The organism is Psychrobacter vallis, assembly GCF_904846715.1.
GTDB lineage: Bacteria > Pseudomonadota > Gammaproteobacteria > Pseudomonadales > Moraxellaceae > Psychrobacter > Psychrobacter vallis.
This window is the reverse complement of record NZ_CAJHBU010000017.1, coordinates 1-13,039: the sequence shown is the minus strand read 5'-3', so window position 1 is coordinate 13,039 and position 13,039 is coordinate 1. Positions and strand designations below refer to the sequence as shown.

Here is a 13,039-nt window from a genome sequence, read left to right as displayed (position 1 = left end):
ACGCTCTAAAAAGTAAATATTTAGAACACGCCTTAGGGCGTGTTGAACATTCGACCATGGCACTGACAGAGACTATTTTTTAGGCGATTCGCAGGTAAAAATCGTAAGTATAGTCATTCTATACGTATATTTTTAGCAATGAAGCGGCAAAAAAGAGTCCTGTCCCCTGCTTTCATGATTGGGGCTGATGCTAAAACTGTCCCATACTGTGTTGCAAGTCTCGCTAAGGTATTAACATTATCATCGACTTGCGCCTTGTCTGGAACAATTTTAGCAATCAGCAGTGCCTATTTGTGAATGTTCAACACGCCCTAATAATCGTTGGAATCGTTGCTGGGTTCTGGCAGCTCAAAATCGGAGATTTGTTGATCATCATCGATACCAGCAAAAGCGGCGTCTTGTGGCTGGCTAGTACTCGCTAACACCGCCGTGCTTTCTTGAACCGTTTGACCGCTAGCATCTGTCAAATATAGAGCGCCTTTTTGTCCACATCCTGATATACCTAGCATCACAACACTACCCATAATAAAAGTAGAGAGAACACGACGACTGACACGGGCGGCATTAGCGTGCTCGGTTTTTAAAGAATGGCGTATAGTAAGCATAAAGTAGATAACCTGTAACCTTGTAATGGTATAAGTATAATAGAAAAAAGGCGACGCATACAGAATATAGAAATAACCAAATATAATAAAAGCCGTCATCAAAAAACGGCACAGATGGCTGCCTTGAATAATAGCATTATTATATAAAGCTGTGCGCATACTGAATACGACTAACCAATAAATTTAGAGAAGGTGAACACTTGGCCTTACTAAGACTTATTGTTTTACTGTAATAAGCGGTCGTTGCTAAAAAAATCCATACATAGCGGCACTCATTAAAAGGATTTATATTCATTTAGAAAAATTTTCTTACAATTTTTATCATCGCTGATTTTTTGCTTTAGTGCCTGAGCAACCCTAGCTACAATCGGTGTACAGTTGTATTCGATAAGCAATCGTCTGTCGCTATAACCCTTTTAGTTATCGTGGTATAACCACAAAAATATGTTACATTATGCTCAACCTTGTGGCTGTACTAAGGCGCTAGTATGCGACTTAGCTAACACTTATATTAATAGTGCCAGCCCAAACGCGATCGAAATCAGCAATATACTTGCTCAACGTATATCAGCATGGATGTGGCTGATTTTTATTTATTTAACCGGTATTCATCGATGATGAATCACCATTTATAAAATACAATCTAAGGATAGAGTATGAGCGCCAGCCCAACCACCACTTTTGATGACAATAATACTGACACATCAACCCTGACCAACCCTACCTTAGTCCTTAACTGCGGTTCTTCCTCCATCAAATACGCACTGATTAGCGATGACAATGCTACTCGTATCACTGGTTTGGCCGAAAACCTAGGACTGGATACTGCCCGTATCAAACACACCACGCTCAACGGGGAAAAGCTTGAGATTTCTATCCCAGGTGGCCGTCATAAGTTAGCGCTACAAAAAATCCTTGAGCTATTAGAGCAGTATCATTTCATCGCGGTCGGTCATCGCGTGGTTCATGGCGGCCGTGAGTACTCAGAAGCCGTTAGTGTCGATGAGCATGTGCTCGACGAAGTCAAGCGTCTAAAAGTATTGGCACCGCTACACAACCCAGCAAATGCCTTGGGCATCGAAGCCGTCCAAGCCATTTATCCTGATATGCCGCAAGTGGTCGTTTTTGATACCGCCTTTCACCAAACCATGCCACCCGTTGCTTTTCGCTATCCATTACCAAAAGCGCTGTATGAAGAGCACAAAATCCGCCGTTATGGCTTTCATGGTACGTCTCATGCCTACGTCTCAGAGCGAGCAACGGAAATCACGGATGCGAGCGGCACGCATGGTTGGCTGACCGCGCATCTGGGCAACGGCTGCTCAGCGACTGCCGTTTATGATGGCAAAAGTCTCGATACCAGCATGGGTCTAACTCCACTTGAAGGCCTGATGATGGGCACGCGCAGTGGCGATGTGGATCCAAGTCTGCACATACATCTAAAGCGCCAGCTCGACATGAGCTTAGAAGATATCGACACCATGCTCAATAAAGAAAGCGGTTTGCTCGGTATCTCAGGATTGTCTAATGACTTGCGTACTATCGAACAAGCGGCTAGCGAAGGTCATAAAGACGCAGAGCTTGCCATTGAGATGTTCTGTTACCGTGTGGGTAAATACCTTGCCAGCTTGAGCTGTGCGTTGCCTGAGCTTACTGGTATTGTCTTCACAGGCGGTATCGGTGAAAATTCTGTCACCACGCGTACCCGTATCCTAGAAGTGATGCGTCATTTCGGTATCAAAGTAGATGCGGACAAAAACGCAAACTTAGTCGGTGGCAATGAAGGCAGCTTCCATAGCAGCGATAGTAGCCTTGAGCTATGGGTCATACCAACAGATGAAGAAGGTCGTATCGCTCAAGAAACGCGTGAAGCTTTGAACTTAGTCTAGGCTCGATAGTCTTTGGGTGTTTTTTACCCAGCGCTTCTTATGAGTCAATGATGAGAAGTGTGACGTTTTGCTCATTTCAGCAAAGATGACTTGAGCTTTAAAAATATAATAAACCGTAGGATACACTATGCAAACCATTTTACTTGTTCCCATCAGCCGCGGTATTGGTGTCACATCAGCCGCGCTGGGTCTGATTCGTGCTTTTGACTATAATGGTATAAAAGCGGGCTTTATGAAGCCATTTTTGCAAGATGACACTTTGGATAAGCAGCGCAGCTTAGACAGCTCAAGTGCCTTAACCATGCATGCTTTTGGTCTAAATCCGCCCAAATCTATCAGTCGTCAACGCGTGGAGCGCATGCTTGGCGATGGCAATATTGATGACTTGTTAGAAGAGGTGGTCGTCAATTATCATACGATTGGTGATGGTCATGATGTGGTCATCTGCGAGGGACTGGTACCGACTACCGAGACCTCTTATGCCTCGCAAATCAACCGTGCTATCGCTCATGCACTCGATGCCAAAATTATTTTTGTCAGTACCGCTGATACCAGCAAACCTGCTTATCTGGCCGACAAGCTCGATGTTCACGCTCGTGAGTTTGGCGGTATCGCCAATGCCCGTACACTCGGCGTGATTTTGATGCGTGTGCACGATGTTCCCAATACTTTTGAGAACCAGCCTGTCGCTCCTGGTGAGGCAATGGTTAGCTTGGACAAAACGTTCATGCAAGAAGTCCAGCGCTTGTCACCACATTTCGATACTGAGGTGTTTCGCTTGATCGGTGTGGTGCCATTTAGCGACTCATTATCCGTGCCGCGTACTTGGGATATTGCCACTGAGCTTGATGCCAAATGGCTCAATGTCGGTGACGCAAAAACGCGCCGTATCAACCGTATTAGCCTAACGGCACGCTCCGTTGCGCGCGTCGATGAAGTGTTCAAACGCGGCACTCTTATCGTCGTCCCAGGGGATCGTGATGACTTATTATTGGCAGCTGGATTGGCCTGTATCAACGGTATTCCACTGGCAGGTTTGGTCTTAACTGGCGGTGTCGAGCCAAGTGCCACGGTTGCTGAGCTGTGGCAGTCAGCACTCAAGACGGGCATTCCGGTGATGAGTGTCGAAAGTGACAGTTATGAGACCGTACAGAATTTGGTGCATATGAGTTCTGAAATTCCAAGTGATGATACCGCACGCGCTGAAGAAGTGGCGCGTTACGTAGCGGCGCATTTAAACTTGGACTGGATTAAAGAATATTTCAGCCGCGATTATGAGCCGCGTTTGTCACCTTCTGCCTTTCGCCATCAGTTGGTCAAAAAAGCCCAGCACGCCAAAAAACGCATCGTGCTGCCAGAAGGCTCGGAGCCGCGTACTGTGGAAGCAGCTTGTATCTGTCAAAGCCGCGGTATCGCTAATTGTGTCCTACTCGCGAAGCGTTCTGATGTCGAACAAGTGGCCAAAAACCGTGATTTGACCTTACCAGAAGGTCTGGAAATCATCGATCCTGACGACCTAGATATGAGCAAATATATCGCAGCGGTCGTTGAGCGCCGTAAAGGCAAAACCAGCGAAGATGTCGCGGCAGAATACCTAAAAGATACCGTGTATTTGGGCACTACCATGCTACAAATGGACGAAGTCGATGGCTTGGTCTCTGGCGCGATTCACACCACTGCCAACACCGTTCGCCCAGCATTTCAGTTGATTAAGACCGCCCCGCAGTACTCTTTGGTATCGTCGGTATTCTTTATGCTGTTGCCTGAGCAAGTGGTTGTCTATGGTGACTGTGCCATCAACCCTGACCCAACGGCAGAAGAGCTGGCCGAGATTGCCATTCAATCGGCGCAATCTGCCGCTGCCTTCGGTATTGATCCAAAAGTTGCCATGATTAGCTATTCTACTGGCTCATCAGGCGCAGGCGCAGACGTCGAAAAAGTCACTCGTGCCACCCAAATCGTCCGCGAACGCGAACCAAATCTCAAGGTCGATGGTCCACTACAGTATGATGCTGCCTCGGTCATGAGCGTCGGTAAACAAAAAGCCCCTGACTCACCTGTTGCGGGACAAGCCAATGTCTTTATTTTCCCAGACCTCAATACCGGTAACACCACTTACAAAGCCGTACAGCGTAGTGCCAATGTCATCAGCGTGGGCCCGATGTTGCAAGGTTTGAATAAGCCTGTAAACGATTTATCACGCGGTGCTTTGGTCGATGATATTGTGTATACCATCGCCCTGACCGCCATCCAAGCGTATAGCGATTTGATTTAATCGTTGTCACGTTTGCCTAAAAACCATACGTTTTATCACCGACTATCGTCATGATAGTCGGTTTTTTCTTAAGGGTTTTTATTGAAAATGTTATGACTTTTGCGAGCTTTTGATGACAGCCGCCGCCGTGCCCTCTACAATAACGCTCTTCTCTCTCGCTTTTTGCTCATTTATTTATGCCCACTATTACCAATGACCGTCACGACAAACATTCTGCGCCCACCATTCGCGCTTATCTAGGCGGCTCATTTGACCCCGTGCACAGCGGTCATGTACAAATGGCAATGACCGTTTATCACTGTTTGTTACCGATAGCGACGCTACAACAGCGCGATCTGCGCGTGTCATTATTGCCAAACGCCCGTTCGCCATTCAAAACACACAGCACCGACCCTGCCCATCGTTTGGCCATGTTAAAACTGGCAACGCGCAATACACCCTTACAAATTAACGAGCTGGAATTATGGCAAACGCCGCCTGTCTATACCATCGATAGTGTGCGTACCTTAAGACAGCGCTATCCTAATGACTGTTTGATATTTATCATGGGTATGGATAGCGCCCGTAGTTTGGATCAATGGAAAGACGGACTCAGGCTGACGGATTATGTCAATCTTTGGATTTTTAGTCGTCACGGTATGAATAGCGTGTCTGACGTTTATAACGATGTTAGAGCGGATAACCTTGTTGAGGAAAATTTAACGAAGCAAGAGACGGCGGTACTACAAGCTCAGCTGCCGACACCGCTACAAAACCTAGTCATCGATGTACCGACTGAGTTGCTCTTGCCCACTTCTCAAACGCTTGCAGATAGCAGCGCCTTGAAAAATGCTTATAAAGGCCACATTTATATAGACAATCGTCCTGTAACGGCCATCTCAAGTACTGAGCTACGTCAGCAATTACAGTCAATGACAAATTGCTCAAATACGACAGCGCCAGCCGAAACGCAAATTACCTCTGTAACGCCAATAAATGCTATCATTAGCAATACTACATCCAATCCATTCGTTAAATGGCTAAATCCTGCTGTTTATCATTATATTATTGCCCATCAGCTATATTCCGCGGCGCAATTCCGTTAAAATCACTTTATCATTTTTTCTATTTTGTCTTTATACGTGATTGGTGATATCCGGTCAGTTGGACAATACCCATCAATGATTTACCTTTTTATTTTATATATTGACGATTCAAGAGATTAAAATTTATGATCAACACCATGACTGAAGAACGCTTAACCGTGTGCTTAAACCTTGTCCAAAGCGCGCTAGAAGATATGAAAGCTAAGAACATCACTGTACTAAATGTAGAAGACTTGACCGACGTCACAGAACGCATCGTCATCGCTGACGGTACGTCAAAGCGCCATGTGCGTGCGATGGCTGATAGTGTTGGTGCTGAAGCGAAGCAAGGCGGCTTTATGCCACTTGGCCGTGAAGGCGGCCTCGACTCTGACTGGACGTTGATTGATTTGGGCGCGGTCGTCGTTCATATGATGACGCCACAAGCACGTGAGTTCTATGACTTAGAAGGCCTATGGTCATCACCTGAACAATTAGCTGAACTGGTCGCTGTACCACGTGAAAAGAAAACTGCGGGTCGTCGCAACAAAAACAAATAAGATTATTACGTACAATGATCTTGTTAGACCAAAAAGACCAGAATTACTATTCTGGTCTTTTTTTGTGCCCATATTTGGATATGTCTGCAATGATAAGCACTCATTAAAATAGATAATTGTCGGATAGATTGCTATCATCATTACCACTACTCCTGACCAAGTTTTGTACTATTTCTCAAGTATCATTAAGGATCGGCCATGTCTGCTAAACACAACCCAAACCTTGAACTGACTTTACCCATACACGTGGCCAACTTAGTATGCGTACGCGCAGGAAAAGCCATGCCGTTCACCCGTGAGCAAATGAGTGCCATCGATAAAAAACCAATCGACGCGCCTGTCGCTGTCAACTTTATGGGCTTGACCACGGATGAGCAAGCCGATCGCAAACATCATGGCGGCCCCTTAAAAGCAGTGCATCAATTACCCATCGCCACTTACGACAAGATTAACGCTGAGTTTGATCTAAAAGTGCGTGTCGGTACACTCGGCGAAAACCTCACGACCGAAGCGGTTAACGGTCTACCAGAGATGGATGGGTCTACGGTTTGTATTGGTGACATTTATCAATATGGTGAGAACAAAATAAACGGTGAAGATAGCGTGCAACTGCGTATCGTCCAACCGCGCCGCCCCTGCTACAAAATCAATGATCAAATCGGACAATTTACCAAAGTGCCGAATATTGCGTCTTGGGTCAGTAAGCAAGGTATATCGGGTTGGTATTTTCAAGTGGTTCGTGATGGCGTGATTAATGCTGACTTGCCCGTATATCTGATCGAGCGCCCTTACCCATTTTCCACGCTTGAGACACTTTGGCAGCTGTCTAATTCGAAAGAAAAGTTTGATGCCGATATGATTGAGCCTTGGCTGGAGATTGAGTGTTTGGAAGAGAGTTGGAAGAAAGTATTGGCTAAAAAGATTCGGAAGGGTTGAATATGAATGATGTAAGGAATTGGAAATACAAAAAGTGGGAGAATGAGATGAAAGAATCTCCCTACAATACTGATTATAACGTTCCCCTATATATAAATTATGAAATTTATCCTGAAGATATAGAGATAATATCAACAATCTTGTTGCCAATTACTTTTGAATATAAAGGAATTATTTTACTCAATATCGAAGGTATCTACGAGAAAGAAATCAGTGAGATGTATGATGAAGGTTTGCCAAACATGGCTAGCAAAGTTGAAGCTCAGGAAAGTATGAACAGATTAGTAGTAGACGATGTTTTCTTTAATACAGCTGATAGATCTAGTAATGAAACAATAATGAATGTGGCAGAGCTTATAAAGCATAATTGGGAGTATCATCTGATGAAAAAATATCCTAATAGACATTTCATAGTTGAGATTGTAGGGGAAAGTTTTTATCCTGTAGTAACCTTCTATGAGCCGTGACAATAGAACTGTTTATTATTCTACCTTTAAACAGGCTCAATTCTAATAGCATCTAAAAAAACATATTTATAATTTTCGATAATTTTAACCATTTTTTTATCAATATTGCTCACTAGCAATGGGACAGAAGGCTTAGCTACTAAACTATAATATGGCTGAGTTAAATCATCAGTATCATATACATATAGCCCTTTTTTTGTATAAAAAATAAATTCTTCAAGATTAGTATTACTAACAAATACATCTTGATGTTCTATACAAAAACTACCAATGCTACCATTGTCTTCTAGACGGTTAAAATAGTCATAACAGTTCTCATAATTTTGCTCTTTTAGAATATTATTGACCAAAACCGAGGTCGTACCATTGCTAAAGAATACGCCTAATTTACCTTCCTTATCAGAAGCAAACCAAGTTAAATCCCAGCAATCTAAGCTCTCTATACTTATAGACATAATTGAATCCGGTTCACTAAATTAAAAGATAATCTTATAGCTATCAAATTTAATATAAGAAACTATAGCGTATTTTATATTATCATTCCTAAACAGAGCATTTCATGGTAAAAAACATCTTCTTAACACTTGGCTTAACTCTGCCTTTGATTGGTTGCGTGACCACGACCTCACCAGTGGCAACCACAAACAACTATGTCGTTGACAGCGATACCTATCAATCTACGGGCAAAAGCCAGCGCATCAAAACCATCGTCTTGCACTATACGGTCTCAGACAATGAGCGCTCAATCAAAACATTGACCACGGGCAATGTGAGCGCGCACTATCTGGTCTTAGATAGTAACGATGATAAAATCTATAACCTAGTGCCAGAGTCTGAGCGCGCGTGGCATGCAGGCGATGGTGGCTTTTCAGGACGAACCATCCTCAACGATACCTCTATTGGTATCGAAATCGTCAACGCAGGGATCAAGCCTGAATATCGAGACGCGCTAAAGAATGGCAATATGGATTACCATCCTTATGAGCATTATGTGGCGTTTGATGAATTGCAGATTAAAAAAGTCGCGCAATTGGTGCAAGATATCGCCACACGCTATGACATCTTACCCAAAAACATCATCGGTCACTCAGATATGGCGCCCTCGCGCAAAATCGACCCGGGTGCAAAATTCCCTTGGGAGCGACTGTATAAAGAGTATGGTATCGGCGCTTGGTATGATGAAGCGGACAAGCAAGAAATTATGAGTCGGCGTACCTTGGTCGCGCCAAGCGTGCAGGAGATCAAGCAAGCTTTTCACAAATATGGCTATCAAATCAATAATAGCGACGAATGGGACAAGCCCAGTCGCGATGTCATCTATGCGTTTCAATTGCATTTCAGACCGCAGCAGCCAACCGGTAATATGGATAGCGAGACCTATGCGATATTGCAGGCGCTAAATATGAAGTATGCTGGTCGCGATGACTTCTACTAAAATTAGATATTAGCCATTAACAACCTATCTATTTATCCATAACAACAATGAAAAAGGACATATTATGAGCACCCTATTTAGTGTCAATTTGAATAAACTCGCCTTAATCAGAAACTCAAGAGGCACAGATTATCCCAATCTACTGTACTTCGTGAAGAAACTGATTGATCTGGGCGTCAAAGGCTTTACTGTGCATCCGCGACCTGATGAGCGTCATATCAGATACCAAGATGTCTATGATATCAGTGCGTTTTTAAAAGACTATAAAGACATCGAGTTCAATATCGAGGGCAACCCGAACGAGCAGTTTTTATCCCTGATTCGTGAAGTCAAACCGCATCAATGTACCCTCGTGCCCGACAGCGAAGACCAACTGACCTCCGATCATGGTTTCGATATCATCAAACACAAAGACATGCTGTCAGCGCTGAGTCATGAGTTGCAAGGTTTTGGCACACGCTGCGCGGTATTTATCGATCCTGATATCGAGCAACTCAAAGCCGTTATCGACAGCGACGTGCAAACGATAGAGATGTATACCGAAGAATGGGCGCGCGCCTACAGTAATGATAAGAGCGATGGCAATATTGATTTCAATGAGGTCAAACAACGCTTTAGCGACTGTATCAACCTCGCCAGTGATAACGGCATTCGCGTCAATGCGGGTCATGATTTGAATTTAGAGAACTTAGCCCAATTGCTCAGTCTTGGTAACATCGCTGAGGTGTCTATCGGTCATGCGTTTACGATTGAGTCACTAGAGCAGGGCATGGATAATGTGGTGCGTCAGTATTTAGACATCTGTGCTTAGCCCGCATCAATGAGCAAACAGTTTGGCTCTATCAACAAATCCTAAGCAAACGCCAATAATATTAAAAAAGGAATCATTATGTATCACGCCTTTCAGAAGCATCTACAACAAGAAATCAGCGATATCCGCGACGCAGGCCTGTATAAAAACGAGCGCGTTATCACCTCTCCGCAAGATGCGCTCATCACGATCGCCGATGGCCGTGAAATGCTTAACTTCTGTGCCAATAATTACCTTGGATTGTCTGACCACCCTGAGATTAAAAAGGCGGCTACCGAGGCCATTGAAGACTCAGGTTATGGCATGTCATCGGTGCGTTTTATTTGTGGTACGCAAGATTTGCACAAGCAGTTAGAGGCGGCGATTTCTCAATTTTTTAATACTGAAGATACGATTCTTTATGCGGCCTGTTTCGATGCCAATGGCGGTGTCTTTGAGCCACTACTGACCAGCGACGACGCCATTATTTCTGATTCGTTAAACCATGCTTCAATCATCGATGGTGTGCGCCTGTGTAAAGCCGCGCGTTATCGCTATGCCAATGCGGATATGCAAGACTTAGAGGCTCAGCTGCAAGCGGCACAAGCACAACGTTTTCGCTTAATTGTCACCGATGCCGTGTTTTCAATGGATGGTAATGTGGCACCGATGGATGAGATCTATGCGTTGGCACAAAAATATGATGCCATGGTCATGATTGACGAGTGTCATTCAGCAGGCGTCGTCGGTCGCACGGGTGGCGGCGTGACTGAATTGTTTGATCTACGTGGTGATATTGAGCTGATCACGGGTACCTTGGGCAAGGCATTTGGCGGTGCGATTGGCGGCTTTACGACGGGTAAAAAAGAAATAATTGAGATGCTGCGTCAACGCTCACGCCCGTATCTGTTTTCAAACTCCATTCCGCCCATGATCGCGGCCGCTGGATTAAAAGCGTTTGAGATGCTAGCGCAAAACAATACCCTACAAGACAAATTGCATGAAAATACCGCTTATTTTGTGAAGAAAATGCAAGATGCGGGCTTCGATATCAAGCCCACCGAATCGGCCATTTGTGCGGTGATGCTTTATGACGCCACTGTCTCGCAACAAATGGCAGAGGCGCTGCTTGATGAAGGCATTTATGTGATTGGCTTCTTCTACCCTGTCGTACCCAAAGACCAAGCTCGCATTCGTGTCCAGCTCTCTGCTGCCCATACTCGCGAGCAGCTCGACCAGTGTATCGCCGCCTTTATTAAGGTCGCCAAGCAAATGAAAGTGATTGATTAAGCGTCGTTCGGTATTTATCTAGATTCAACATTGAAATGCAACACAGTTAAATAAGAGAAAAGTATGAAAGCACTGGTTAAAGCCCATGATAGAAAAGGCATCTGGATGCAAGACATGCCAGAACCAACGGTTGGCATTAATGACGTTAAAATCAAAATTAAAAAAACCGCTATCTGTGGTACAGATTTGCACATTTATAAGTGGGATGAGTGGTCACAAAACACCATCAAGACGCCGATGATTATCGGACATGAATACGTCGGTGTCATTAGTGAAATGGGCGATGGCGTCAAGCATCTTGAGGTGGGTGACCGAGTCACAGGCGAAGGTCATATCGCTTGCGGGCATTGCCGCAACTGCCGCCGTGGTAAGCTACATGTGTGCGAAAACACCATCGGTGTGGGCGTCGACCGCGATGGCGCGTTTGCCGAATATTTGGTGATACCTGCTGATAATGTCATCAAACTCGATGAGCGTATCAGCGATGAGATGGCCGCCATTATGGACCCCTTTGGCAATGCCACTCATACTGCCCTTTCCTTTCCTGTACTGGGTGAAGATGTGCTGATTACGGGTGCAGGACTGATTGGGTCAATGGCAACGGCAATTTGCCGCTTTGCTGGGGCGCGTAATATTGTGGTCAGCGATATCAGTGATTATCGCCTAGAGCTTGCCAAAAAAATGGGTGCGACGATGACCATCAACCCAGCCAAAGGTGAAACCATCGAAGGCGCTATCGATACGTTAAAAATGCACGGCTTTGACATTGGGCTTGAGATGTCAGGTTCACCTCAGGCCTTTGATTCGATGATTAGTAACATGTATAACGGCTCTAAAATCTCTCTCTTGGGCATTTTACCCAACACCACCACGGTGGATTGGAGCAAAATTATCTTTAAGGCGTTAACCCTAAAAGGTATCTATGGGCGTGAGATGTGGGAGACGTGGTATCAGATGGAGCAAATGCTGATCAGCGGTATTGATCTATCGCCAATCATTACCCATCGCATGCACATCGATGACTTCCAAGAAGGCTTTGATATCATGGAAAGTGGACAATGCGGTAAGGTAATTTTAAGCTGGGATTGATTTTGGTGATTCAGTATTTGAGAAGTCGTGGTTAGCTTTTACACTGTCACGACTGATAAAACGGTGCTGATTTCAGTACCGTTTTTTTTGGATAATGAAAAGTGGTGATATTTATGAGTAGTTTTGAGCAAGACAATCTACAGAGATATCTAAACGAAAAACCTAAACGAGCATGGGAAAAGGAGCAGGAAGCGAAACCACGCTCTGACTATGATGCTTGTGTGTTAAGATTCATGAGTTGATCACTTAAGCCCAGATAGAGTCTAAAAGATAATTTAATATTTTTATATAATGTTAACATCTTCAAATAGTAAAACTCATAATACCTAAAATATAGGGATTTTTAATATGGATGAATTAAATACCAAAAATTCTAATACTAATGAACAAATCATAGAGGATAAAGTAGCTCTTAAGAAGGAAATATATGAGGTTGGCGAAGTAATTGACATTTTCTTACATAGAATTATGGATATTGAAGAATGTGCATCAGAATATATTCCTGAAGCTACTCAACGGTATAACGATAAAACAAATGAGCTATTCCATGAATATAAAAATAGGGGCTGTAGTAGATAAGCACTATGCTAGACTACTTTTATGAAGATAACCCGTTGTAAACTAAGTAAAAAAGAGCGG

At 44.2% G+C, this 13,039-nt stretch carries 13 protein-coding genes; 11 read left to right on the top strand and 2 right to left on the bottom strand.

The genetic code is table 11. From position 1 onward, the window contains the following. Positions 1–311 precede the first annotated feature (311 nt). On the bottom strand, positions 312–605 hold the full coding sequence (gene lptM / locus JMY02_RS10540) for an LPS translocon maturation chaperone LptM (protein WP_201597917.1): 294 nt from the start codon (positions 603–605) through the stop codon (positions 312–314). A 656-nt stretch (positions 606–1,261) separates the two neighbouring features. On the opposite strand from lptM, the gene JMY02_RS10535 reads away from it, so the two are divergent. The 6 genes from JMY02_RS10535 to JMY02_RS10510 all read left to right on the top strand — a co-directional run bounded on the left by JMY02_RS10535 (position 1,262) and on the right by JMY02_RS10510 (position 7,796). Beyond that, entirely contained in the window at positions 1,262–2,494 is a 1,233-nt protein-coding gene (locus JMY02_RS10535; RefSeq protein ID WP_201597914.1) for an acetate/propionate family kinase, read from the top strand. A 127-nt stretch (positions 2,495–2,621) separates the two neighbouring features. Next, positions 2,622–4,769, top strand: coding sequence for a phosphate acetyltransferase (gene pta / locus JMY02_RS10530; protein WP_201597911.1), 2,148 nt, complete (start codon positions 2,622–2,624; stop codon positions 4,767–4,769). Positions 4,770–4,945: 176 nt separating this feature from the next. Beyond that, positions 4,946–5,854 (top strand): nicotinate-nicotinamide nucleotide adenylyltransferase, encoded by a 909-nt coding sequence (locus JMY02_RS10525; protein ID WP_201597909.1) that lies wholly within the window; start codon positions 4,946–4,948, stop codon positions 5,852–5,854. A gap of 125 nt (positions 5,855–5,979) precedes the next feature. Further along, a complete protein-coding gene (gene rsfS / locus JMY02_RS10520) occupies positions 5,980–6,393 on the top strand; it encodes a ribosome silencing factor (protein WP_021815449.1) in 414 nt (137 codons plus the stop codon). A 198-nt stretch (positions 6,394–6,591) separates the two neighbouring features. Further along, the gene (locus JMY02_RS10515; protein ID WP_201597907.1) at positions 6,592–7,329 is read left to right on the top strand and encodes an MOSC domain-containing protein; all 738 of its coding nucleotides are present in this window, start codon (positions 6,592–6,594) and stop codon (positions 7,327–7,329) included. A gap of 47 nt (positions 7,330–7,376) precedes the next feature. Beyond that, positions 7,377–7,796, top strand: a complete 420-nt coding sequence (locus JMY02_RS10510) for a hypothetical protein (protein WP_201597904.1) — start codon at positions 7,377–7,379, stop codon at positions 7,794–7,796. Positions 7,797–7,822: 26 nt separating this feature from the next. Here the strand turns inward: JMY02_RS10510 and JMY02_RS10505 are convergent, their stop codons facing one another. Further along, on the bottom strand, positions 7,823–8,251 hold the full coding sequence (locus JMY02_RS10505) for a hypothetical protein (RefSeq protein WP_201597901.1): 429 nt from the start codon (positions 8,249–8,251) through the stop codon (positions 7,823–7,825). A gap of 104 nt (positions 8,252–8,355) precedes the next feature. Between JMY02_RS10505 and JMY02_RS10500 the strand changes: the two genes are divergently transcribed. The 5 genes from JMY02_RS10500 to JMY02_RS10480 all read left to right on the top strand — a co-directional run bounded on the left by JMY02_RS10500 (position 8,356) and on the right by JMY02_RS10480 (position 12,979). Beyond that, positions 8,356–9,231 (top strand): N-acetylmuramoyl-L-alanine amidase, encoded by an 876-nt coding sequence (locus JMY02_RS10500; protein ID WP_201597891.1) that lies wholly within the window; start codon positions 8,356–8,358, stop codon positions 9,229–9,231. Positions 9,232–9,295: 64 nt separating this feature from the next. Next, the gene (locus tag JMY02_RS10495) at positions 9,296–10,042 is read left to right on the top strand and encodes a pyridoxine 5'-phosphate synthase (RefSeq protein ID WP_201597890.1); all 747 of its coding nucleotides are present in this window, start codon (positions 9,296–9,298) and stop codon (positions 10,040–10,042) included. Between the two features lie 78 nt (positions 10,043–10,120). Further along, positions 10,121–11,311, top strand: coding sequence for a glycine C-acetyltransferase (kbl, locus tag JMY02_RS10490; protein WP_201597888.1), 1,191 nt, complete (start codon positions 10,121–10,123; stop codon positions 11,309–11,311). A 63-nt stretch (positions 11,312–11,374) separates the two neighbouring features. After that, the gene (gene tdh / locus JMY02_RS10485) at positions 11,375–12,400 is read left to right on the top strand and encodes an L-threonine 3-dehydrogenase (RefSeq protein WP_201597886.1); all 1,026 of its coding nucleotides are present in this window, start codon (positions 11,375–11,377) and stop codon (positions 12,398–12,400) included. Between the two features lie 348 nt (positions 12,401–12,748). Beyond that, positions 12,749–12,979: a hypothetical protein gene (locus tag JMY02_RS10480; protein WP_201597884.1), complete on the top strand. Its 231-nt coding sequence runs from the start codon at positions 12,749–12,751 to the stop codon at positions 12,977–12,979. Positions 12,980–13,039: the final 60 nt, after the last annotated feature.